Annotated in this window: 22 protein-coding genes, 1 tRNA gene and 1 pseudogene; 16 read left to right on the top strand and 8 right to left on the bottom strand. The window is 58.3% G+C overall.

Annotated elements, in window-relative coordinates:
- Window positions 1–36 precede the first annotated feature (36 nt).
- The 5 genes and pseudogenes from gpmI (at window position 37) to AB4N44_RS19065 (ending at window position 6,703) form a co-directional block, all read left to right on the top strand.
- Window positions 37–1,566 (top strand): 2,3-bisphosphoglycerate-independent phosphoglycerate mutase, encoded by a 1,530-nt coding sequence (gpmI, locus tag AB4N44_RS19085; RefSeq protein ID WP_127925495.1) that lies wholly within the window; start codon window positions 37–39, stop codon window positions 1,564–1,566.
- Between the two features lie 229 nt (window positions 1,567–1,795).
- Window positions 1,796–3,081: pseudogene (locus AB4N44_RS19080) on the top strand (murein hydrolase activator EnvC family protein).
- Between the two features lie 31 nt (window positions 3,082–3,112).
- Window positions 3,113–4,432, top strand: coding sequence for a S41 family peptidase (locus tag AB4N44_RS19075; protein WP_127925494.1), 1,320 nt, complete (start codon window positions 3,113–3,115; stop codon window positions 4,430–4,432).
- 2 nt (window positions 4,433–4,434) lie between these two features.
- Entirely contained in the window at window positions 4,435–5,211 is a 777-nt protein-coding gene (locus tag AB4N44_RS19070) for a divergent polysaccharide deacetylase family protein (RefSeq protein WP_127925493.1), read from the top strand.
- A gap of 118 nt (window positions 5,212–5,329) precedes the next feature.
- On the top strand, window positions 5,330–6,703 hold the full coding sequence (locus tag AB4N44_RS19065; RefSeq protein WP_224790087.1) for a Vps62-related protein: 1,374 nt from the start codon (window positions 5,330–5,332) through the stop codon (window positions 6,701–6,703).
- On the opposite strand, the gene AB4N44_RS19060 is transcribed toward AB4N44_RS19065, so the two are convergent.
- Window positions 6,684–7,439 (bottom strand): substrate-binding periplasmic protein, encoded by a 756-nt coding sequence (locus AB4N44_RS19060; protein WP_127925492.1) that lies wholly within the window; start codon window positions 7,437–7,439, stop codon window positions 6,684–6,686. The genes AB4N44_RS19065 and AB4N44_RS19060 overlap by 20 nt on opposite strands.
- Window positions 7,440–7,761: 322 nt before the next feature.
- On the opposite strand from AB4N44_RS19060, the gene AB4N44_RS19055 reads away from it, so the two are divergent.
- The gene (locus AB4N44_RS19055; RefSeq protein ID WP_460107985.1) at window positions 7,762–9,279 is read left to right on the top strand and encodes a trypsin-like serine peptidase; all 1,518 of its coding nucleotides are present in this window, start codon (window positions 7,762–7,764) and stop codon (window positions 9,277–9,279) included.
- Window positions 9,280–9,332: 53 nt separating this feature from the next.
- On the opposite strand, the gene hisF is transcribed toward AB4N44_RS19055, so the two are convergent.
- The 6 genes from hisF to AB4N44_RS19025 form a co-directional block, all read right to left on the bottom strand.
- Window positions 9,333–10,103: an imidazole glycerol phosphate synthase subunit HisF gene (gene hisF, locus AB4N44_RS19050; RefSeq protein WP_007897430.1), complete on the bottom strand. Its 771-nt coding sequence runs from the start codon at window positions 10,101–10,103 to the stop codon at window positions 9,333–9,335.
- 9 nt (window positions 10,104–10,112) lie between these two features.
- Window positions 10,113–10,850, bottom strand: coding sequence for a 1-(5-phosphoribosyl)-5-[(5-phosphoribosylamino)methylideneamino]imidazole-4-carboxamide isomerase (hisA, locus tag AB4N44_RS19045; protein WP_003220753.1), 738 nt, complete (start codon window positions 10,848–10,850; stop codon window positions 10,113–10,115).
- 42 nt (window positions 10,851–10,892) lie between these two features.
- Complete coding sequence (locus AB4N44_RS19040) at window positions 10,893–11,153, bottom strand: DUF2164 domain-containing protein (protein WP_122609200.1); 261 nt, start codon at window positions 11,151–11,153, stop codon at window positions 10,893–10,895.
- Complete coding sequence (gene hisH / locus AB4N44_RS19035) at window positions 11,154–11,792, bottom strand: imidazole glycerol phosphate synthase subunit HisH (protein ID WP_007909206.1); 639 nt, start codon at window positions 11,790–11,792, stop codon at window positions 11,154–11,156.
- On the bottom strand, window positions 11,792–12,385 hold the full coding sequence (gene hisB, locus AB4N44_RS19030; RefSeq protein ID WP_007909204.1) for an imidazoleglycerol-phosphate dehydratase HisB: 594 nt from the start codon (window positions 12,383–12,385) through the stop codon (window positions 11,792–11,794). The genes hisH and hisB overlap by 1 nt, the downstream gene beginning before the upstream one ends.
- Window positions 12,386–12,658: 273 nt before the next feature.
- The gene (locus AB4N44_RS19025; RefSeq protein WP_150649975.1) at window positions 12,659–14,323 is read right to left on the bottom strand and encodes an OFA family MFS transporter; all 1,665 of its coding nucleotides are present in this window, start codon (window positions 14,321–14,323) and stop codon (window positions 12,659–12,661) included.
- Window positions 14,324–14,547: 224 nt separating this feature from the next.
- Between AB4N44_RS19025 and AB4N44_RS19020 the strand changes: the two genes are divergently transcribed.
- The 9 genes from AB4N44_RS19020 (at window position 14,548) to AB4N44_RS18980 (ending at window position 22,525) form a co-directional block, all read left to right on the top strand.
- A complete protein-coding gene (locus AB4N44_RS19020) occupies window positions 14,548–14,952 on the top strand; it encodes an acetyl-CoA sensor PanZ family protein (protein ID WP_127925488.1) in 405 nt (134 codons plus the stop codon).
- Window positions 14,953–15,030: 78 nt separating this feature from the next.
- A complete protein-coding gene (locus AB4N44_RS19015; protein WP_127925487.1) occupies window positions 15,031–17,256 on the top strand; it encodes an AsmA family protein in 2,226 nt (741 codons plus the stop codon).
- Window positions 17,253–18,320, top strand: a complete 1,068-nt coding sequence (mutY, locus tag AB4N44_RS19010; protein ID WP_150750179.1) for an A/G-specific adenine glycosylase — start codon at window positions 17,253–17,255, stop codon at window positions 18,318–18,320. Before AB4N44_RS19015 ends, mutY begins: the two co-directional genes overlap by 4 nt.
- Entirely contained in the window at window positions 18,317–18,589 is a 273-nt protein-coding gene (locus AB4N44_RS19005) for an oxidative damage protection protein (protein ID WP_016772129.1), read from the top strand. Before mutY ends, AB4N44_RS19005 begins: the two co-directional genes overlap by 4 nt.
- 104 nt (window positions 18,590–18,693) lie before the next feature.
- Window positions 18,694–18,769, top strand: a tRNA-Phe gene (locus tag AB4N44_RS19000).
- A gap of 580 nt (window positions 18,770–19,349) precedes the next feature.
- Window positions 19,350–20,429 carry a hypothetical protein gene (locus AB4N44_RS18995; protein ID WP_127925485.1) on the top strand — a complete coding sequence of 360 codons (1,080 nt, stop codon included), beginning with the start codon at window positions 19,350–19,352 and terminating at the stop codon, window positions 20,427–20,429.
- A 76-nt stretch (window positions 20,430–20,505) separates the two neighbouring features.
- Window positions 20,506–21,297 (top strand): TSUP family transporter, encoded by a 792-nt coding sequence (locus AB4N44_RS18990; protein ID WP_007909181.1) that lies wholly within the window; start codon window positions 20,506–20,508, stop codon window positions 21,295–21,297.
- An 8-nt stretch (window positions 21,298–21,305) separates the two neighbouring features.
- On the top strand, window positions 21,306–22,175 hold the full coding sequence (locus tag AB4N44_RS18985; RefSeq protein WP_460107992.1) for an alpha/beta hydrolase: 870 nt from the start codon (window positions 21,306–21,308) through the stop codon (window positions 22,173–22,175).
- Complete coding sequence (locus AB4N44_RS18980) at window positions 22,172–22,525, top strand: hypothetical protein (RefSeq protein WP_150750181.1); 354 nt, start codon at window positions 22,172–22,174, stop codon at window positions 22,523–22,525. The genes AB4N44_RS18985 and AB4N44_RS18980 overlap by 4 nt, the downstream gene beginning before the upstream one ends.
- On the opposite strand, the gene AB4N44_RS18975 is transcribed toward AB4N44_RS18980, so the two are convergent.
- Window positions 22,522–22,773 (bottom strand): YceK/YidQ family lipoprotein, encoded by a 252-nt coding sequence (locus AB4N44_RS18975; RefSeq protein WP_238786318.1) that lies wholly within the window; start codon window positions 22,771–22,773, stop codon window positions 22,522–22,524. The genes AB4N44_RS18980 and AB4N44_RS18975 overlap by 4 nt on opposite strands.
- A gap of 287 nt (window positions 22,774–23,060) precedes the next feature.
- On the opposite strand from AB4N44_RS18975, the gene AB4N44_RS18970 reads away from it, so the two are divergent.
- Window positions 23,061–24,119 (top strand): PDDEXK nuclease domain-containing protein, encoded by a 1,059-nt coding sequence (locus AB4N44_RS18970; RefSeq protein ID WP_460107996.1) that lies wholly within the window; start codon window positions 23,061–23,063, stop codon window positions 24,117–24,119.
- Window positions 24,120–24,170: the final 51 nt, after the last annotated feature.

The raw sequence follows: 24,170 nt of genomic DNA, 5'->3' as shown, positions 1-24,170 counted from the left end.
CATCGCCCTCTTCTTTATTAGCCACGAGTGGATTCCATGACGACTACGCCTAAACCTTTGGTCCTGATGATTCTCGACGGCTTCGGTCACAGCGACAGCCCCGAATCCAACGCCGTTTTCGCGGCGAAGAAGCCTGTTCTCGATCGCCTCTGGGCCAGCGTGCCGAATGGCTTGATCTCGGGCAGCGGCATGGACGTCGGCCTGCCGGACGGCCAGATGGGCAACTCTGAAGTCGGTCACATGAACCTCGGCGCCGGCCGCGTGGTGTATCAGGACTTCACGCGCGTGACCAAGTCGATCCGCGACGGCGAATTCTTCGAAAACCCGACCATCTGCGCCGCGGTGGATAAAGCCGTGGCCGCCGGCAAGGCCGTGCATTTCATGGGTCTGCTCTCCGATGGCGGCGTGCACAGCCACCAGGATCACCTGATCGCCATGGCCGAACTGGCCTTCAAGCGCGGCGCCGAAAAAATCTACCTGCACGCCTTCCTCGATGGCCGCGACACACCGCCGAAAAGCGCCGCCTCGTCGATCGAACTGCTCGATGCGACCTTTCAGGCACTCGGCAAGGGCCGCATCGCCAGCATTATTGGTCGCTACTTCGCCATGGACCGTGATAACCGTTGGGATCGTGTCGCTCAGGCGTACAACCTGATCGTCGACGGCAACAGCGAGTTCAACGCGGCCACTGCGCAGGAAGGTCTCGAGGCCGCTTATGCGCGCGGCGAGAGCGACGAATTCGTCAAAGCCACGTCCATCGGCGAGCCGGTGAAGGTTGAAGACGGCGACGCCGTGGTGTTCATGAACTTCCGCGCCGACCGTGCCCGCGAGCTGACTCGCGTGTTCGTCGAAGACGACTTCAAGGATTTCGAACGCGCACGCCAGCCGAAACTGGCCGGTTTTGTCATGCTGACCCAATACGCGGCAAGCATTCCGGCACCGTCGGCATTCGCCCCGGGCAGCCTGGAAAACGTGCTGGGCGACTATCTGGCGAAAAACGGCAAAACCCAGCTGCGCATCGCAGAAACCGAGAAATACGCGCACGTGACCTTCTTCTTCTCCGGCGGTCGTGAAGAACCGTTCCCGGGTGAAGAGCGCATCCTGATCCCGTCGCCGAAAGTCGCTACTTACGACTTGCAGCCGGAAATGAGCGCACCTGAGGTGACCGACCGCATCGTCGACGCCATCGAAAACCAGCGTTACGACGTGATCGTGGTCAACTACGCCAACGGCGACATGGTTGGCCACAGCGGCGTGTTCGACGCGGCAGTGAAGGCTGTTGAATGCCTCGACACCTGCGTCGGTCGCATTGTCGACGCCCTGGAAAAAGTCGGTGGCGAAGCGCTGATCACCGCAGACCACGGCAACGTCGAGCAGATGGCCGATGAATCCACCGGCCAGGCGCACACCGCGCACACCACCGAGCCGGTGCCGTTCATTTATGTCGGCAAGCGTGACCTGAAAGTCCGTGAAGGCGGCGTGCTGGCGGACGTGGCGCCGACCATGCTGAAACTGCTGGGTCTGGAAAAACCGGCGGAAATGACCGGCACCTCGATTCTGGTCTGACCCGGTCCAGAAAACACCGCAAAACCCTGTAGGAGTGAGCCTGCTCGCGATAGCCATCTGACAGTCGACTACTCTGTTGAATGTAAGTACGCCATCGCGAGCAGGCTCACTCCTACATTGGTTTGTGGTGTTTTTCAGGCCAGTTATCACACAGCCCCAATTGGGCGTTTTTTTTGCAGCCTCGGGCGGGCATACTAGGCCGTCCATTACCCTGGTGCCGCCCGCCTCTATGCTCCGCGTCCTGATCGCCCTCGCTCTGACCTGCCTGCTCCAACCGGCCTTCGCTGACGAGCGCGCGCAAACCCAACAGCAGTTGGACGCCACGCGTCAGGACATTGCCGAGCTGAAAAAGCTGCTGAGCAAAGTCCAGGAAGAAAAATCCGGCGTACAGAAAGAACTCAAGGGCACTGAAACCGAGCTGGGCAAGCTGCAGAAGCAGGTCGACGCGCTGCAGAAAGAACTGCAGAAAAGCGAATCCGAGCTACAGCGACTCGATGCAGAGAAAAAAAACTCCAGAGCGCGCGCACTGAACAGCAGCGACTGATCGCCATTCAAGCCCGTGCGGCCTATCAGAACGGCCGGCAGGAATACCTCAAGCTGCTGCTCAACCAGCAGAATCCCGAGAAATTCGCCCGCACCCTCACCTATTACGATTACCTGAGCCAGGCCCGCCTGGAGCAGTTGAAGAACTTCAACGAAACCCTGCGCCAGCTGGCCAATGTCGAAAAAGACATTGCCGCCCAGCAAGCACAATTGCTGGTGCAGAAAAGCAGCCTCGACACCCAGCGCGACGAACTGGAAAATGTTCGCAAGGAACGCCAGCAAGTCCTCGCCAAGCTCAACGATGACGTGAAAGCCCGCGATCAGAAACTCGCCGCCCGCGAGCAGGATCAGGCAGACCTGTCTAAAGTCCTTAAAACCATTGAAGAAACCCTGGCCCGCCAGGCCCGTGAGGCAGAAGAAGCGCGGCAGAAAGCGCTGATCGCCCAGCAGGAAGCGGAAAAAAAGCGCTTGCGTGAGGCGCAGGCTGAAAACAGCGACGCCCCACGGAAACCAGTCAAATCTACTCCCGGCGCGCTGGTGTCCAGCAGCGGCGAGACCTTCGGTGGCCCTTTTGCTGCAACCCGGGGAAAACTTCCGTGGCCGGTTGATGGTCGACTATTGGCACGCTTCGGCGAAAGCCGTGGCGACGACGCCCGCACCAAGTGGGACGGCGTGATGATCAGCGCCTCTGCCGGCAGCCAGGTGCATGCCGTACACGGGGGGCGCGTAGTGTTCGCCGATTGGCTTCGGGGCGCCGGGTTGCTGGTGATCCTCGACCACGGCAACGGTTTTCTGAGTCTTTACGGTCACAACCAGACGCTGCTCAAGTCGGCCGGTGATGTGGTTAAAGCCGGTGAGTCCATCTCCACTGTCGGTAACAGTGGCGGCCAGGACACATCAGCGCTGTATTTCGCAATTCGTCAGCAGGGTCACCCGAGTGATCCGGCGCAATGGTGTCGTGCGCAAGGATAAGCGCACCGCCTAATTAAGGAGTTCGTTCGACATGCTGCATTTGTCCCGCCTTACCTCGCTGGCCCTGACGATCGCTCTGGTGATCGGCGCGCCTCTGGCGTTCGCCGCGCAACCGGCCCCGGCCGTCGCTCCGGCAGGCACAGCCGCAACCTCCAAGGCACCGCTGCCGCTGGAAGAATTGCGCACCTTTGCCGAGGTCATGGACCGGATCAAAGCCGCTTACGTCGAGCCGGTGGACGACAAGACCCTGCTGGAAAACGCGATCAAAGGCATGCTCAGCAACCTTGACCCGCACTCGGCCTACCTGGGCCCTGAAGATTTCACCGAGCTGCAGGAAAGCACCAGCGGTGAGTTCGGCGGCCTGGGCATCGAAGTCGGCGCCGAAGACGGTTTCATCAAAGTCGTTTCACCAATCGACGACACCCCGGCGTCGAAGGCCGGTATCCAGGCCGGCGACTTCATCGTCAAGATCAACGGCCAGCCGACGCGCGGCCAGACCATGACCGAAGCTGTCGACAAGATGCGCGGCAAGATCGGCCAGAAAATCACCCTGACGCTGGTACGCGATGGCGGCACGCCGTTCGACGTGACGCTGGCACGCGCGGTGATTCAGGTGAAGAGCGTCAAGGCGCAGCTGCTTGAATCGGGCTACGGCTACATCCGCATCACCCAGTTCCAGGTCAAGACCGGCGATGAGGTCTCCAAGGCCCTGGCGAAGATGCGCAAGGACAACGGCAAGAAACTCAACGGCATCATCCTCGACCTGCGCAACAACCCGGGCGGCGTGTTGCAGGCAGCGGTGGAAGTGGTTGACCACTTCATCACCAAAGGCCTGATCGTCTACACCAAAGGCCGGATCGCCAACTCCGAACTGCGCTTCTCGGCCACCGGCAAAGACGAAAGCGAAGCGGTGCCGATGGTGGTGCTGATCAACGGTGGCAGCGCCTCGGCCTCGGAAATCGTCGCCGGCGCCCTGCAGGATCAGAAACGCGCGGTAGTCATGGGCACTACCAGTTTCGGCAAAGGCTCGGTGCAAACCGTGCTGCCGCTGAACAACGACCGCGCACTGAAGATCACCACCGCGTTGTACTTCACGCCGAATGGCCGCTCGATCCAGGCTCAGGGCATTGTCCCGGACATCGAAGTACGCAAGGCCAAGATCACCAGCGAGGCCGATGGCGAATACTTCAAGGAAGCCGACCTGCAAGGACACTTGGGCAACGGCAACGGCGGCGCGGACAAACCGACCGGGTCTGGCAGCAAGGCCAAGGCCATGCCACAGGATGACGATTACCAATTGGCCCAGGCCTTGAGCCTGCTCAAAGGGCTGAGCATCACCTCCGGCCGTTGAGGATGTCTTTGCGTTTCGTCTTCGTTCTGTTGTGCTGTCTGGCGGGTGCTGTTCATGCAGAGCCCGCCAGCACCAAACCACACAAAGCCTACCTGACACTGATCATCGACGACCTGGGGCAGAACCTGCCCCGGGATCGCCGCGTGCTGGCCCTGCCCGGCCCGGTGACCACGGCGATCATGCCTGATACCCCGCACGCCACTGAATTTGCCCGCGAAGCCCATCGCGCCGGCAAGATCGTCATCCTGCACATGCCGATGGACCCCGCCACCGGGCCTTATGCCTGGCATCCGGAACTGCCGATCGAAGAGCTGGAAAAACGCCTCAACGCGGCGTTCAAAATGGTCCCCTACACCGCTGGCATCAACAATCACATGGGCAGCCGCATGACTGCGCAACCCCTAGCGATGGCGTGGTTGATGGGCGAATTGCAGCGCCGGCACAAGTTCTTCGTCGACAGCCGCACCAGCGCACAGACTGTCGCCGCGCAGCAGGCGCAGAAGATCGACCTAGCGAGTGTGTCGCGGGATGTGTTTCTGGATGACGAACGCACTGAAGCAGCGATCTCCGCACAGTTGCAGACGGCGATCAACCTGGCGCACAAACAGGGTTCGGCGGTGATGATCGGGCACCCGTATCCACAGACATTGGCAGTGCTGGAGCGCGAACTGCCGAAGCTGAAAGCTCAGGGAATCGAGTGGATCGATATCAGACAGATGATCAGCCTGCGCAGCAATCGCGCCATGCTCGGGCATGGTAAAGACGGCATCTATCGGTAATACCCGGTCACATTGACTCATACATAGTTACCGCAAGAAACCCTCGCCCTTTCCGGATAGTAAGACCTGCAACAGGTCGCGACTCACCCCGAGTCGTTTTTTACTATCAGGAATGACTATGACCACAACTGACACTACTCCATTGCCTGCCAGGCAAATGGAACCGATCAGGCTCGACAACCTGCTGATCAATTTCACGAGCGAATTTCTGCGCATGTGGGATACCGATGGTTCGCGAGCCAAGCCTGCTGCGTTCTGGCGCCCCACCCCCGCCCCCGATTTGCTTCCCGGTTACTTCCCGCTGGGCGACGTGGTTGCGCCAGGTCTGGGCAACATCAATGGCAACAAAGTGGTGGCCGTGGTGTGCGAATCGCCGACGCCCAGTGTCGACGCTGGCAAAGGTAAAGCCTTGCGCAGCCCCGATGATTTTGAGTTGATCTGGCGGGATTCCGGTTCGGGATCGAAAAAGGACGGCGCTGTCTGGCGCCCGATTCCGCCCGCAGGGTACGTGGCACTGGGATCGGTATGCTCCAACGGTCACGAAAAACCCTCGCTCAATTCGATTCGCTGTGTTCGCGCCGATCTGGTGATTGCCTCGAGCGCCAGCGACCCACTGTGGAACGACAAGGGCAGCGGCGCACGACAAAGCATCAGCGCCTGGGGCGCGCTGCCACCAGCAGCAGCATCCGGTGAGATCTACCTGGCTCCCGGCACTTTCGTGGGATTCAATGGTTATTCGAAACCGGCGGATCTTCAGGTCCACTCGCTGCGTCTGCAGATTCCGCTCATCATCAATCCACGGCCTGTGGCACCTTTGCTTTGCGGGATAACACCGACTGCACTGGACCTGCCGCAGCAGCCTACCTTCATGGCCAGCCTACCGTGGTTCACGGTGAAGGACCCGCTGCTGGCCCCCCTTGAGCAACTGCACACGTCGCCGTTCTATACACTGCAGCGCACCGATAAATACGTGCTTGTCGGTCATGCTCACAACAGCGAAAGCACCAGCCAGACATTTCGCTGGACGGCGTACCGCGAGCAGCGAACCGACGGCCTGCGCGCATTTACCAACAGCACTTCAGTCGAGTTTGGAGCCCAATGGCAAACCAATGTGCGCACTCCTTTCCTGTTTTCGGCAAGGCTGGGGCATGAGTTCACACAATGCGAAATGCACTCGAACGAATGGCTCAACACGGCGGCCATTGAAGTCGTCGCGGTGGTCGACGGCGGAAAGTCAGTGGCGGCCTATCTGATTCAAAGCGACTACCGACTGCTGCGTGCCGACGGCACAGCCGTGGCAAACCTTTTCAGCTATACCGCCGGCAGCAGCCTGCACATCAGCCAATACACATCCGAGGTACCCGAAAACATTGTCCCTGCCACGCAGCCGGTCGCAACAGAAACGCCCGTAGATATTGCCGAAATGGAGCAAACACCCACCCCTGCGTCGACTGAGCAGGACGTCGTGAGCGCTACAGATAGCGCCCCATGATCTCGTCCACCACGCCTTCTTTGCGTAGCTGATCCAGCGCGGCCTGAAGCCTCGCAACGACGTCGTCGGAGACGTCCTTGTTCAGCGCCAGATACAGTTCCGCGCTGTTGAAGCGCAACACCGTTTTGAGGCCGGTGACACCGTCCTGCCGTGCCAGATAGCGTCCGGCAGGATCACCGGTGGCCCACAGGTCGATCTGGCCATTGACCAGTTTCTTCGCGTTATCCTGATCACGCAGCACCACGATCGGCTTCAGGCCTTGTTTGGCCAATGTCTCGGCAATTGCATCGCCCTTGTAGGCGCCAACTTTGTACTTGCGCGCGTCATTGAGGGTTTCGAGGGTGATCTTGCTGTCAGCCTTGGCCAGCATGATCCAGTCGTCCGGACCGATCGGGCCGACCCATTTGAAGAGTTTTTCGCGATCCGGCAGGCGCGCCATCACGAAGGCGCCGTACCCAGGATTTTCCAGAGCGAGTTTGTAGACGCGCTCCCATGGGAAACGCAACGTCAGGCTGTAGGTGATACCAGCACGCTTGAACATCTCGCGGACGATGTCGGCGGCGATGCCGTTGATGTTTTCGCCTTTGGCGAAGTTCTTGCCATCTTTCGCCATGTTGTAGGGCGGGAAGTTTTCGGTGAGGAGCACCAGATCGGTGTCGGGACTGTTTTCGGCGCGGACAGTGTTGATGAGCAACATTGATGTGCTGGCGAGAACAAGAAGCAGGCGTTTGATCATGTCGGGCTACCGAAATCCATGGCGTGCCCAAGAGTGCCTTGGGTGCGCCATGCTGTCCACTGGCCTGTATGGTTTTCCATCCTGACCCGATTAAAAAGCACCAGCACGTGCTGAAGAATCAAAAAAAGAGCATGCGAAAGAACAGTTTTCAGCCGTATCAGAGATGCCTGCGGCATTCACCGACCTCACACTTTTAACTTGCAGATAACAGCACTCACAACAAGTCACATTAGCCAGCACATACCGAACAGCACAACGAATTAAACTCACCTGCGAAACACAGCTGCTCCATTAATTCCTGAAATACGGTCAAGGATTGATCATGACTAATAAAGTCCGAATATTTTTTGCGTGCTCAACAATAGCACTGGCACTTCCCTTAATCTCCTGCGCAGGCACTACAGCCGAAGCGCCGGAAGCAATTCTGCTAAGTAACGCGGGTGGCGACTTCAATCACTGGAACGGTGTTGGCAAGATCTTCAAAGACGATAGGCCTTATTGCAGCGCATTCCTGCTCGATACTCGCGGAACAGGTAAAGAAGCAAACGGGCCTGCTTACGTAATGACCAATGCGCACTGCACTTCCATCAGAGTCGGCACAATTGCTGACATTGCTTATCAAGGTCAGATGCAGTTCAATTTTTTCCATGACACGCTCGCAGGCGCCAAGCGTTATGACATCGACAAGGTCAACTGGGCCAGTTTCGCCAGTACGGATATCGCAATATTGCAGTTAGGCACCTCACTGGACAGCCTGCTGAAAGACGGAATAACCCCACTCAAGCTCGCGGCGGCAGCGCCCCGCAACGTCAGTCAGGTGAACCTGGTAAGCGCGCCCGCCAATGCAGCCGGCCTGAGGCTTTCGACCTGCACACAAGAGCCGACCCACACCACCCTGATCAAGTATTTGAACATTCACACCGACTACCAAAAGCAGAACTGCAAAGGAATTGAGCCTGGCTCATCGGGCGCCCCGGTGATCGATGCTGAAACGGGACAAGTGACCGGCATATTATCCGGCACTACTTACGGTATTCCTTCGGATGACTTGTGTTTCTGGCATGGTCTGTGTGGCGATAAAAAGACACCATCTCTATTGCCGCATCAGGCGAGCCAAAGTTTCCCTGTCGACTATCTGACTGGTTGTTTCGCCAATGGAACATTTCGTCTCGACACAGAAAACTGCGCACTCACTCCAAACTCAAACTTTCAGCTCAGATCAAACTCAAGAGCAATTACAGATATCGGACTGCACAAAGCGCCCACCAGCACCAGCCAACCAACACCCAAGTGGGATATCAACTTTTCCATGAGTACCGAGTTCTATCGCTTCAAGACTGTTCGTGATGCACAGGCTTGTTATTCACCTGACAACTACAGCGACCGAATCAATACAACCAGCGCAAAAGTGCAATCAGAGATTGGCCGAGAAGCCGGACTGCATTATTTATGCTTGATTGGCGTGAACTCAATCGATCAACAAGCCGATAGCCGACTGCTTGGAAACGCCCAAATCCTCGCAGCAAGAGTCGTAACGCCCGTTCCGATGCAACTACCCGCGCCGACGCTCACCATTGAGCCAGACGGAAATTATCTTTTTATAAAGTACCGTGAAGAGGCAGATCGCAATCTCTGGACCCAGATCTACACGGGCCCGGCAGAAGAAACCAATTGCTCCGAGATCAATCCTGAGCACTACAGCAAAGTCGACGACGGGTTTTACACCCCCGTTCAGGCGCTGCCATTGACGCTATGCAGTTACACGATGGATCGAAACCTGAGTGTTTCAGAGGTTCGGACTGATCACCTGCACCCTACGCAATCCCGGATAGCAGAATGAATCATGTGGCGGGTCTCGCTCGACGCGAAGTCCGCCACAGCACCGACGACCATCTAACGCATCACGATCCCGCGATGCGCCATATAGGCCTTGGCTTCCTGCACGGTGTATTCGCCGAAGTGGAAAATACTCGCCGCCAGCACCGCACTGGCATGGCCCTCGAGAATGCCATCGGCCAGATGCTGCAGGTTGCCGACACCACCGGACGCGATCACCGGAATGCCCAGCGCATCACTGATTGCGCGAGTCACGCCGAGGTCGAAACCGTTTTTCATGCCGTCCTGATCCATGCTGGTCAGCAGGATTTCACCGGCACCGAGGCCTTCCATTTTCTTCGCCCACTCGACCGCGTCGAGGCCGGTTGGCTTGCGCCCGCCGTGGGTGAAGATTTCCCAGCGCGGGGTTTCACCCGGGCCAGAAACCTTCTTCGCGTCGATGGCGACGACGATGCATTGCGAGCCAAAATGCTGCGCTGCTTCGCCAACGAATTCCGGGTTGAACACGGCCGCAGTGTTGATCGACACCTTGTCCGCGCCGGCATTCAGCAGATTGCGAATGTCCTGCACGGTACGCACGCCACCGCCGACGGTCAGCGGGATGAACACCTGACTGGCCATGCGCTCGACGGTGTGCAGCGTGGTGTCACGGCCATCGACGCTGGCGGTGATGTCGAGAAAGGTAATCTCGTCGGCACCCTGCTCGTCGTAGCGACGAGCGATTTCCACCGGGTCACCGGCGTCGCGGATGTTTTCGAACTTCACACCTTTGACGACCCGGCCGTTGTCCACGTCCAGGCAAGGGATGATGCGTTTGGCCAGCGCCATGGTCAGTCCTCAGCCTTGGTACGAATCGCAGAAAGCTTGCGCTTCGGCGACGTCGAGGGTGCCTTCGTAAATCGCCCGGCCAGTGATGGCGCCGATGATGCCTGGCGCCTTGGCGTCGAGCAGCGACTTGATGTCACCCAGATTGTGGATACCGCCGGACGCGATCACCGGAATCTTGGTGGCGGCGGCCAGCGCAGCGGTGAACGGTACGTTGCAGCCCTGCATCATGCCGTCTTTGGCGATGTCGGTATAAACGATCGAGGACACGCCGTCGGCTTCAAACTGCTTGGCCAGATCGATGACCTGCACGGTGCTGATTTCAGCCCAGCCATCGGTGGCGACAAAACCGTCTTTGGCATCCAGACCGACGATGATCTTGCCCGGGAACGCGCGGCACGCTTCAGCGACGAACGCCGGATCTTTAACGGCTTTGGTGCCGATGATCACGTAGCTGACGCCAGCCTTGACGTAGTGTTCGATGGTTTCCAGCGAACGGATGCCGCCACCGATCTGGATCGGCAATGTCGGGTAGCGCTTGGCGATTGCGGTGACGACTTCGCCGTTGACTGGCTGGCCTTCGAACGCACCGTTCAGATCGACCAGATGCAGACGGCGGCAACCGCCCTCCACCCACTTGGCAGCCATGCTCACCGGGTCATCGGAGAACACTGTGGAATCTTCCATGCGGCCCTGGCGCAGACGTACGCAGGCACCGTCTTTAAGATCGATAGCGGGAATAATCAGCATCTGGCAAACCTTCAAATTTGAATGTTCAGCTTGGCTCGGAAATCAGTTTTTTTCGAGCGCCCACAGGTCGCTTTCGATGCTTTCAAACCGCTCTTTGAGGTGGGTCTGCACATCGAAAATCGCCCTGTTGTAATAGTGCGGAGCAATTTCGCGGGTAAACAGTTCAAGAATTTCCGCCGCTTCGAACGAACCCAGGTCGAGTTCGAAACGGTCTTCCATGAACCGTTGGATCTTGCGATTGGCCTCGTTCTCCTGTTCGGGAGTGAGGGTCAGGATCGGCGGTCTGGACTTCTTGGCAGCCATTTACCAGCGACCGTCCCACGCGGCGAAGTTCTGCAGCAATTGCAGGCCATGGGTATGGCTCTTCTCCGGGTGGAACTGCACGGCGAAACGCGAGCCGTCGGCCAGCGCTGCAGCGAAATCGACGCCGTAGTGACCGCCGCCAACCACTTGCCGCGCATTGGCGGCAGCGATGTAGTAGCTGTGCACGAAGTAAAAACGCGCCATGTCCGGAATGTCATGCCACAGCGGGTGGCTGACCTTCTGCTTCACCTCGTTCCAGCCCATGTGCGGGACTTTCAGGTGTTCGCCGTCTTCATGCAGGTCTTTGCCGAAGAACTTCACCGCGCCCGGGAACAGGCCGATGCAGTCGACGCCGTCGTTCTCTTCGCTGGTGTCGAGCAACGCTTGCATGCCGACACAGATACCGAGGAACGGACGATCCTGACTGACTTCACGCACCAGCGAATCGAAGCCGAGGCGACGGATCTCCGCCATGCAATCGCGAATCGCGCCAACACCGGGGAACACCACGCGGTCAGCTTCGCGAATCACCGCAGCATCGCTGGTGATCAGCACCTTGCCGGCGCCGACGTGCTCGAGGGCCTTGGCCACCGAGTGCAGGTTACCCATGCCGTAATCGATAACTGCAACCGTCTGCATTACAGAACGCCTTTGGTCGATGGCATTTGCCCGGCCATGCGCTCATCCAGCTCGACGGCCATGCGCAGCGCGCGGCCGAAAGCCTTGAACACGGTTTCGATCTGGTGGTGGGTGTTGGTGCCACGCAGGTTGTCGATGTGCAGGCTGACCAGCGCGTGGTTGACGAAGCCCTGGAAGAATTCCTGGAACAGGTCAACGTCGAAGCCGCCCACGGTAGCGCGGGTGTACGGCACGTGCATCTGCAGGCCTGGACGACCGGAGAAGTCGATCACCACGCGCGACAGCGCTTCATCGAGCGGCACGTAGGCATGACCGTAGCGACGGATGCCTTTTTTATCGCCAATGGCTTTGGCAAATGCCTGGCCAAGGGTGATACCGACGTCTTCCACCGTATGGTGGTCGTCGATATGCAGATCGCCCTTGCATTCGATATCCAGGTCGATCAACCCGTGACGGGCGATCTGATCCAGCATGTGCTCAAGAAAAGGAACACCGATATCGAATCGGGCCTTTCCGGTGCCATCAAGGTTGATCGAGGCTTTGATCTGGGTTTCCAGAGTGTCGCGCTCGACAGACGCCTTACGTTCGGCCATCACCAGCTCCGCAAAATCATTGGGCGAAAAAGGCAGCCATTATAGGCACGCGGGGCCGAAACAGAAACACGAGAGGTGAGATGACTGACGGATAGAACGCCCGGCTGTCGCGGGTAGACATGTCCATACAAGCCATTACAGGCAGCGCAAAAACAAATGTGGGAGCGAGCCTGCTCGCGAATGCGGTGGGTCAGCCAACAATTAAGTTGACTGATATTCCGTCTTCGCGAGCAGGCTCGCTCCCACAGGTTCGGTGTTTATTCAGCTAACACCTTAGTGAAACAGTACCGCCGTCTTCTGCAGGGTCACCCACACACCCCACGCCAACGGAATACCTACAGCCAGCCAGGCAGCGATTGCCAGCGGCTTGCTGCCCGGCGCCGCTTTCCACTCCAGAACGGTGCTGGCGTCAGCACCCTTGTCGTGGCCCAGCGCCTGTTCGGCAGCCAGCTCAGCGTCAGTCATGAAGTACTTGTCGGCCACCGGACGCACCATCAGGTTGCACAGGAAGCCCAACACCAGCAGGCCGGCGAGGATGTACAAGGTGATGTCGTAAGCGGCAGCGCGTTCAACGCCGATGCTCAGCTGATATTCACGCAGGTAGTTCACCAGCACGGGACCGAGCACGCCAGCCGCCGCCCACGCCGTCAGCAGACGACCGTGGATTGCACCGACCATCTGAGTACCGAACAGGTCGGCCAGATACGCCGGCACAGTGGCAAAACCACCGCCGTACATCGACAGAATGATGCAGAACGCCGCCACGAACAGCGCAACGTTGCCCAGGTGACCCATGTTCGGAATCAGCGCGTACAGGGCAAAACCCAGGGCGAAGAACACGAAATAGGTGTTTTTGCGGCCCAGGTAGTCCGAGAACGAGGCCCAGAAGAAGCGACCACCGATGTTGAACAGACTCAGCAGACCAGTGAAACCGGCAGCGATCGCGGCGATCGAAGCCAGTTGCCCGGCGTCGAGCTGACCGAATGGCACGTCAACACCCAACAACTTGCCACCGAACACTTCCTGCAGCAGTGGCGAAGCCATGCCGAGAATGCCGATACCAGCAGAAACGTTCAGGCACAGCACCAGCCAGACCAGACGGAATTGCGGGGTTTTCCACGCCACATTCACGTGCACATGGCGATGAGTGATCATCGAGTTGGAAGCCTTTTTCGCCGGAGCGGTCCAGCCTTCCGGTTTCCAGCCGGTTGGTGGCACGCGGTACGACAGTGCGCCACCGATCATGAACACAAAGTAGATCGCGGCCATGGCCACGAAGCTCTGCCAGACGCCAACGCCTTCAGCCGAACCGAAGTGGCTCATCAGCGCGGTTGCCAGCGGTGCACCGACCATCGCGCCACCACCGAAGCCCATGATTGCCATGCCGGTGGCCATGCCGCGCTTGTCCGGGAACCACTTGATCAGGGTCGATACTGGCGAGATATAGCCCAGACCCAGACCGATACCGCCGATCACGCCGGAGCCAATCCACATCAGCCAGATCTGATGGGTATAAATACCCAGCGCCGAGATCAGCAGACCGCCGCACCAGCACAGTGCCGATACCACGCCAGCCTTGCGTGGCCCGGCGTGTTCCAGCCAGCCACCCCAGATCGCTGCCGAGCAGCCGAGGAAGATGAAGAACAGCGTGTAGATCCAGCCGAGCATCGAGATCGGCCAGTCGCATTGCGACGAGAACACTTGTGCGATGAAGCTCATGTCCGGTGCACAAGCCACCGGAGCGGTAACGCCCAGCGCCTTGGACAGCGGCAACCAGAACACCGAGAAGCCGTAGGCCATGCCGATGCACAGGTGGATGGCCAGAGCGGCCGGTGGGACTAGCCAACGATTGAAACCGGGCTTGGCGATGATGCGTTCCTTGGACAGGAACGCGGGCTGATCGGCTCTGAGGCCGTCCGCCGTGATGCTCGTGCTCATTGTGTATCCCCCAATTATTAGTATGGTTCGCCAGCCACTGTTCACCCCCGGCCTTTATGCACGCAGGCATGACCGTTTTTTTGGGTGAAGCTCCTTGAAGGCGCGACGTTAAGTCGCAGAAGGACGGACGAACGGGCGAAGGTTACCATTTGCACGTGACAGAAAAACCAAACTGATATCACCTTTTTTATGTCATCTGTTCTCGTACCACTCAGGAAAACGCCATGCCGATCGTTGTTGAAGCCGTGAAAGACGCCAGTTATCAGGATCAGCAGGATTTGCAGAAGATCTATCGCGATGCGCCAGAATGGCTGTTTGCGCCGTTTTCCGGGGAGGCTGAACTGATTGAAAGCGCCCTCGCGGACGGGACTCTGATTGCCGGACGCTTCAATGATCGCCTGCTTGGCGCAGCGCTTCTGCAAAGGCACCACAACGTTTGGTACTTGTCCCATTTATGCGTACGAAAAGTTACCCGTCGCCGTGGGGTAGCCGAACGGCTGGTGAACCAAGCGCAGAAAATGGCGTCGCAAGCGGGGGCCGAACTGCGTCTGCTGGCGCCTGAAGGGCATTTTGAAGCTCAGGCACTCGCCGCCAGGTTGCAGGTGCCGCTGGAGGTTCTGGCAACATGACGTCACAGCGAACCGGGCGGTTGCAGCGCTATACTCCCCGGCTAAATTACGAATTCGACTAATTACAAGGACTCGCCCATGAAAGCGTTCGGCAAAATCCTGGGTCTGGTACTTCTCGGGTTGTTGCTGATCATTGTGGCGGCAGGTTTTGCCCTGACCCACCTCTTCGATCCCAACGACTACAAAGACGAGATTCGCCAGATTGCCCGCGACAAGGCCCACATCGAGCTGACGCTCAATGGCGATATCGGCTGGAGCCTGTTCCCATGGCTTGGCCTGGAATTGCACGAGGCCAGCGTCGCCACCCTGATCAAACCTGCCGAACCGTTCGCCGACTTGCAGATGCTCGGCCTGTCCGTGCGCGTGCTACCGCTGCTGCGCCGTGAAGTGCAAATGAGCGACGTGCGCGTCGAAGGTCTGAACCTGCGCCTCAATCGCGACAAGGACGGCCATGGCAACTGGGAAGACATCGGCAAGGTGCCTGCCCCGGCGGGTGCAACGCCGCCAGCCGCTACGGCTGGCCAACCGGCCAGCGAAGCTCCTGTTGCGGTGGAAAAACCACCGCAGCCGATCCGCCTCGATATCGACAGCCTGACTGTCAACAACGCCCGCGTTGAGTACAACGACGAGAAGACCGGCAAGCAGTTCAGCGCCGAAAGCATCCAGTTGAGCACCGGCCCGGTACACGATTCGACCAATATCCCGGTAAAAGCCACCGCATTCCTCGGCACCAATCAACCCGTTCTGCGCGTGCGTACCGAGCTTACCGGCGAACTGCGCATTGAACGCGCCCTGCAACGCTACAAGCTGGAAGACCTGAAGCTGTCCGGCGAACTGGCTGGCGACCCGCTACAAGGCAAGACCATGACCTTTGCCGCCCAGGGGCAGTTATTACTGGATAAAGCGGCGAACGTCGCCGAATGGACTGGCATCAAGATCTCGGCCAACCAATTGCGTGCCTTGGGCGAACTGAAAGTCAACGACCTCGACAAGACGCCGCAGATCACCGGCGGCATCTCCATCGCCCAGTTCGACCTGGCGAAATTTGTCGACAGCATCGGTCAGAAACTCCCGGCCATGGCCGAAGGCAGTCTGAGCAAGGTCGAACTGGTCAGCCGTGTGGCCGCCACGCCGACCAGCATCGCACTCGACAACATCAACCTGAAACTCGACGACAGCAGCTTCAGCGGTCGCATCGCCGTCGAAGACTTCGCCAAGCAGTCACTGCGCGCGATCCTCAAGGCTGACACGTTCAACGCTGACCGTTACCTGCCGCCAAAATCGGCGCAGGCCAATAGCGCCACGCAGGTGCGTCAGGCCGAAGTTGCCAGCACTGAAGCCGATGCCATGGCCGGCGCGGGCTCCACGCCTCTGCCGGACAAACCAAGCAAAACCGCCTGGAGCACCGAGCGCCTGTTGCCGGTTGAACGCCTGGCCAAACTCGACGTGGACGCCGACCTGACCTTCGGCCAGTTGACCCTCGACAAACTGCCGATCCAGAACGCAGCGCTCAAGGCTACCGGCCAGGGCGGCTTGCTGACCCTGACCAACCTGAGCGGCGAGTTGTACAACGGTGGTTTTGCAGCCAACGGCACCCTCGATGTGCGTCCGAACGCACCCGTGCTGAATTTGCAGACCAGACTCAACCGCGTGCCTGTTGAAAAAATTCTCGAAAGCCAAGGCAAGAATCCGCCGGTCAAAGGTCTGGTGACCCTGACCAGCAACGTGACCGGCAGCGGCAACAGCCAGCAGGCGCTGATTGACACCCTCAACGGCAACGCCAGTTTCGTGATCAACAACGGCGTGCTGCTCAACGCCAACCTTGAACAGCAACTGTGCAAAGGCATCGCCACGCTCAATCGCAAAACCCTCAGCGGCGAGCCACGCGGCAAGGACACACCGTTCCAGGAACTCAAGGGCAACCTGACCTTCCGCAACGGCGTCGCCAGCAACCCGGATCTGAAAGTGCGCATCCCCGGCATGACCGTCAACGGTGACGGCGACATCGACCTGCGTGTGCTCGGCATGGATTACCGCGTCGGCATCATCGTCGAAGGCGACACCAGCGCCATGCCGGATCCGGCGTGTCAGGTCGGCGAAAAATTCGTCGGAGTCGAATGGCCGCTGCGCTGCCGTGGCCCGCTCGAATTGGGCGCCAAAGCCTGCCGCGTCGACAACGATCGCCTCGGTCAGGTCGCGACCAAACTGGCCGGCGACAAGCTCAGTGAGAAGATCGACGAGAAACTCGGTGACAAGGTCAGCCCGGAACTGAAAAACGCATTGAAGGGGCTGTTCAAGCGATGAGAGCGGAGCAATTTTCCACGGCGGTGCTGGATTGGTTCGACCGCCACGGCCGCCACGATCTGCCTTGGCAGCAGGACATCAACCCGTATCGGGTGTGGGTGTCGGAGATCATGTTGCAGCAAACCCAGGTCAGCACCGTGCTCAACTATTTCGACCGTTTCATGGCCGCGCTGCCAACGGTAGAAGCACTGGCCGAAGCGCCGGAAGACGAAGTGCTGCACCTGTGGACGGGGCTGGGTTACTACACCCGTGCGCGCAATCTGCAGAAGACCGCAAAAATCGTCGTCAGCCAGTACGGCGGCGAGTTTCCGCGTGACGTTGAAAAGCTCACCGATCTGCCGGGCATTGGCCTGTCCACCGCTGGCGCCATCGCGAGCATCAGCATGGGCCTGCGTGCGCCGATCCTCGACGGCAACGTCAAGCGCGTGCTGGCACGCTTTACCGCGCAAGAGGGCTACCCCGGCGAGCCGAAGGTCGCCAAACAGCTCTGGGCCAACGCTGAGCGCTTTACGCCGCACGATCGGGTCAACGCCTACACACAGGCGATGATGGATCTCGGCGCCACGCTCTGCACGCGCAGCAAGCCGAGTTGTCTGCTGTGTCCGTTGGAACGGGGTTGCGAGGCGCACATGCTCGGCCTCGAAACCCGCTACCCGATCCCCAAGCCGCGCAAAACGATCCCGCAGAAGCGCACGCTGATGCCGATGCTCGCCAACGGCGACGGCGCGATTCTGCTTTACCGTCGCCCCTCGAGCGGTTTGTGGGGCGGTCTGTGGAGCCTGCCGGAACTTGATGACCTCAACGACCTGCAACATCTCGCCGCTCAGCACTCGCTGACCATGGGCGAGCAGCAGGCGCTGCCGAGCCTTGTCCACACCTTCAGCCATTTCCAGTTGTCCATCGAACCCTGGCTGGTTCAGGTGCAGGAGGCCGCCCATCACGTGGCCGAGGCCGACTGGCTCTGGTATAACCTCGCCACCCCGCCGCGCCTGGGCCTCGCCGCCCCGGTCAAAACCTTGCTCGAACGCGCGGCCGCCGTCTTGAATGCAGGAGTGTCGCCATGACCCGCACCGTAATGTGCCGCAAGTACAAAGAAGAACTGCCCGCGCTGGAACGCGCCCCTTTCCCGGGCGCCAAAGGTCAGGACATTTTTGACCACGTCTCGGCCAAGGCCTGGGCTGACTGGCAGAAACACCAGACCCTGCTGATCAACGAAAAGCGTCTGAACATGATGAACGCCGAAGACCGCAAATATCTTCAGGGCGAAATGGACAAGTACTTCTCCGGCGAGGAATACGCCAAGGCCGAAGGCTACGTTCCGCCTGCAGAGTAAAACCTGCAAAATCGGGGGTCGGATCGTAAGCGACGGAATTAATTTAAGAAATTTTAAAAAAGTCGTTGACGTAAATCCGAAAAACCCTTTTAATGCGCCCCGTTGCCCAGATAGCTCAGTCGGTAGAGCAGGGGATTGAAAATCCCCGTGTCGGCGGTTCGATTCCGTCTCTGGGCACCAAATACCGAAAACCCTGAATCGCAAGATTCAGGGTTTTTTTATGCCTGCGATTTGATAAGCCGTCCCTCACCCCCTCTTGCAGTGCTTTTGCTGGCCATTATTTTGATGTTAGGCTCCGTCAGCTTTTCCGGCAGGTCATTGTTGACTGCCCGGAATAATCGCCGGGCACTTCAGCCCTGACGATCAGCATTTAACGCATCACCCAATTAACGCACTCCGCGCCCTCCAGCATCGGGAATCTACCGAGGTTGTTGCAGGCACCCGGACAGTTGCGTCTGCGAGCAGGAACGCTCGCAGAACTAACACCCATCAAAAAGTTGTCATGGAGGACAAGACCTCAGCGCAGGTCATCTGCTGTTGTTTCAGCTGTCAGGCAAGCGACAGCAAACACTGACCAGGCATTCAGCATTTGTTTGAACTGTCGCGTCACAGCGCCCTGTGCCCTCCTGAAAAAACCAAACCTGTATCAACTCGCCCACGTCCGCATCATTGCGTGCGCTCGGCACGCATTGCAGCATCGAAACAGCCAACAGCTCCCACAAAAAATATAAGGGGAGCGGATACGACAGGGATGTAAACAATGACCGAAGTCCTACAACACACTAATAAAACCGTTGAGTCTTTAGTTGAACAGGAAGTCAGAACTTTCAGTTTTGATAAGCAACAAGCAAAACTGCTGCACACCTTCTCTGAAGCGTTGGCAGCCATGGGCGGACCACAAGCCGCAGGCGCCAAGTCCAAGGCCTCGCTGGCAGCGACCGAGCTGAAGTTTTCGTTTTCCAAGGATCAGTGTGAACTGCTTGGCGCGTACTCCGACGGCCTCGTTTCCCTGCTGATTTTTGAGGGCATGGAAAAATTCACTGACACCAGCCCTCCGGATGAACTGCCCGAGCTGGCCGCTCTGGAAAATCGTTACGACGTACTTTGTCTGGCGGCACGCAATCAGATTCTGTTGAAACTGGTGGATAACAGCTCCTTTGCCTACGACATGGACAACGAAGGCAAACTGGTCCGAATCGTCGCTAACTTCAAGGGCGGCGGACTGACCAAAATCAATGACGAACCGGAAATCAAAGAGCTGAGCTCCCATTCCGGTCTCGCCCTCGGCCCCCACACCGAAGCGCCGTACTGGTGTGCTGTGAACGCGCAGGACGGGCATTCGCCCTCGCCCTCGTCGTTGATACTGTCGGCGCTATGGAATCCAAGCCTGGAGCCCACCTCGGTGATTCCATTGCCACCCTTGCTGGATGAAATCGGCGTCACCGGATGCCTCGCACTCACAACGGGCAGCTTCCAGTTCACACGGAGTGATTCTTTCGTCAACGGCAAGGGCGAGGATGGCCGCAATGTTTCGATTCTGGAGTTCGATGACAACGTCGGATTCGCCGCGCGATTCAACTCGTACCGTTTTTCGGTCAACGACAACGCCTCGGATTTTGTAAAAGAGGCTTATTCCGCACTTTGCCAAAGCGTGGGTAAAGCAACACCGGTTCAATACACACTGACGCAAGAGTCGGCCATGGTGATCAATAACGTCCGGGCGCTGCATTGTCGCGATGTCATCAAAGACAACCGACGTGTGCTGGTGCGCATCTTCGGCCTGTCGAAGTTCTCGTCTCCGATTGTCATTTCAGACGATCCGCTGCTGATACAGGGCTGATATTCACCGCACGGCAAGGCTGTTGAATGGCCAGTCATGTGGATGACTGGCCAATAACTATAAAAGGGAAAACGTAATGGCTTGGGATGTAATTGGCATGTTGGCGCTTGTGGCATTTTGCGCCGGTTTTTTTGATGCGATTGCCGGGGGTGGCGGCTTGATTACTTTGCCTGCCCTGTTTCTGGCCGGTGTCGACCCGATCAGTGCGATAGCCACAAACAAGTTCCAGGCTGCTTCGGCCACTATCTCGGCCACTGTCACTTTCGCTCGCAAGGGAATGATTGAATGGCGCGAAGGACGCTTCCTGGTTATCTGCGCATTCCTGGGTGGCGCCAGCGGGGCGCTGTTGGTCAGTTCGATTGATAAGCGCTATCTGGAAGTGTGCGTGCCCGTCATGCTTATTCTGGTGGCGATCTACTTTGCGCTCTCGCCGAAACTGGCCAATGAGGATCGACGCAAGCGAATCGGCATTCTGCTGTTCTCGTTCACCGTGGCGCCGATCCTGGGCTTCTACGACGGTATCTTCGGCCCGGGCGTAGGCTCGTTCTTTATCGTCGGTTTCGTGCTGCTCTGCGGGCTTGGCATGATGCGGGCCATGAGTTTCACCAAACTGGCCAACGCGTCGTGCAACCTGGGCTCGCTGTCAGTCTTCATCACCAAAGGCGTGATCATCTGGCCGATTGCGATTGCCATGGCTCTGGCAGCTTTCCTCGGTGCACAACTGGGCGCCAGAGCGGCTGTCCGCGTCGGCCCACGTTTGATCAAACCCATGTTGATCGTGGTCTGCTGCGCCCTGGCGATCAAGTTGCTGAGTGTGGAGACCAATCCATTGCGTGTTGCAGTCCTGCACACCCTGGCTGCCCTGTGATCAATCGGTTGGCGCTGACCGGCGCGTCGCGACTTCGCTCTCGGTTGCAGTTTGACGAGGCGCCAACCGGCCCTGAGTTTTTCTTTGCGCAAACCTTCGCCGGCTACCAACTGGAAGGTCGCGTATTGGCCGGTTCCGCCGCAGCAGCGTCAACGCCGAAAGTGCTGGCCATTCACGGTGCCCGCTCTGACTATTCGCGACTCAACGCCATCCTGTATCCCTTGCAGGCGCAGGGAATTGCCAGCCTGAGCTTCAATCTTTCCGGCCACGGCCCCAGCGCCGATGTTGCCCTTGAAGACACTTCACTGGCGCAGAACCTTCAGGAGGCTTTGCAGTTTGCCGATCATCTTGGCGCCGAACTCAGCACAGTGATCGGTCACAGTCTGGGGGGCGCACTGGCGCTCAAGGTAGCGCAAGCACATCGCGCTTCAGTCAGACGCATCGTGCTGTTCTGTCCCGCCCTGTACGCGGAGGCAGCCTGGCAGCAAGCGTTTGGGTCACCCTTCAAAAGCGCCATTTCGGTGCCTTACGGTTTTCTTGACTCGCCATCGCTGGAGTTCCTGCGCACGTTCGACGGGGAAGTCTTGCTGGTGATCGGCGAATACGATGGTCTTCAGGCAACCACTTTTGGCGGGATCGCTGGTACGTCTGCCGGGATGCAGCAAATGGGCGCTCGCGCGATCAACAGCGCGATTCCGTACGAAGTCATCGAGGCCATTGAAAAGAGCCTGGCACCTGATCAGTTGAAAAAAATCGTCCTGCCAGGCTGCGACCACGCGGTATCAACGTGGCTCAGGGAAAACCCGCCGCGCGCAGTGGAGTTGGCAAGCGAGATAGCGCGGTTCATCAATCCCGGAAACAGGTCACAAGCGTCATGAACCAAAGGAAAACGCGCATCCCATTGCCCCATCCGCCACCCTATCGCCCAAGTCGGGTGACTTACTGGCTGACTGTTCTCGTTGCTCTACTGATCACTTTAGCCATCGGGTTGTCGATCTGGATGCTGGTCGACAGCTGGATCACCGGCTCTATCACCACCAATAATCGCGGCCCGCGCAGCACTTACACCCTGGCCCTGCAACCGCGGCTGTTCTGGTTCGAGTTTGTCTGGCAGAGCGTTGGCACAGTGTTTCTGCTGGCAGTGGGTGTGTTCGGCGTGTGGATCTATCGCAAGGTTCAAGAGCCCGTGCACACGCCGAAAAGCAAACGCCGCGCAAAGAAAACCTAAAGCGTATTGATGTAATCGATCGGCAGCAGAACCGTATCCAGCGCGGCATCCACTGGCAGGGATACGACGGTGATGACCGGACAGACAATCATCATGTAACAGACGATCGCCGCCGGCATGCCATCGCTGCCGCCGCCACGCACACCCAGTAGATGAAGGTTGCCATCAACGCCTCGGTAATACTGAGCATCGGACAAACCGTCATTCAAACGCCCGATAAACGTTCCGCAGCCGGCCAACTGCAACATGAGGCCTGCAACACCAACAACACGCAAAATCCCTTTCAAACCAGCACTTCCCTACGTCACAAAAGATGAGGCGCGGGATTGTACCCGCGCCTAGGCTTTGCAATCACCACGACTCACGAGCATGTACGAAAAGGACTACAGACCCTTTCTGTCTGACGCCTCTTTCACCGGCAACGTCCTGCAATACCAATCCCCTCTTCCTTCCGACTTCACCGGCTCGCCCGACATACCCACGCAGCGACTCTTGGCATGCTTTGACGCCTGTTTCCAACGATGTGGAAGAGCCAATGAGCCCGCTAAAACCTGCTGATACGCAAGACCCGAAAATCGATTCATTGCTGGGGGAGTTGGGCGAACTGATTCGCCAGGCGCGGCAAAAAGTGCTGCGTGCGGTGGATACGATTCAAGTGCAGACCTGCTGGCAGATCGGCAGGCATATTGTCGAATTTGAACAAGAGGGAGCCCAGCGTGCGGGGTATGGAAAACAGTTACTAGCGTTGTTGGCGAAGAATCTGACGGCGCAGTTTGGTAAAGGATTTGACGATCGTAATCTGCGATACATGCGCAGCTTTTATCAGTTGTTTCCAATTTGGAACGCAGTGCGTTCCGAATTGAGTTGGACCCACTATCGTCGGCTTTTGGGTGTGACCAATGAAAAAGCCCGCCACTGGTACATGGACGAATGCGCCAACCTGAACTGGTCGAGCCGCGCCCTCGACCGCCAGATCCTCACGCTCTACTACGAGCGGCTTCTCATGAGTCGCGACAAAGCCGATGTGATCGAAGAAGCCACCACCAACATCGAAGCGCTGAAATGCAACCCACGCGAGTTCATTCGCGACCCCGTCATGCTCGAATTTCTCGGTCTACCCTCAGCAGGCAAGGTCAGGGAAAGCGGTCTCGAACAAGCCCTCATCGACCATCTCCAGAGCTTTCTTCTCGAGCTGGGCAAAGGCTTTTCCTTTGTCGCCCGCCAACAACGCATCAGTACCGACGGCGTCGATCTGTACATCGATCTGGTGTTCTACAACTACCTGCTCAAATGCTTTGTGATCATTGATCTCAAGCGCGGCAAGCTCAGCGCCCGCGATGTCGGGCAGATGGACATGTATGTGCGCATGTACGACGAACTCATGCGCAGCGAGGGCGACAAGCCGACAGTCGGGATTATTCTGTCTGCCGAGAGCAACGACTCGGTGGCGCGCTACTCAATGCTCAAGGGCAATGAGCAACTGTTTGCCAGCAGTTACAAGACGATCCTGCCGAGTGAAGACGAGTTACGCGCGGAACTCAATCGCGAGCAGGCGTTGATCGAAGAGCGCAGGCTCACTCAATCCACCGAGTAAAACTTGCGGATTGTTGCCGGGCGGCGCTGAGACTATCGTTGTCAGCTTACT

Source organism: Pseudomonas sp. S3_C06 (assembly GCF_054667675.1).
This window is presented reverse-complemented; position numbering and strand designations above follow the sequence as displayed.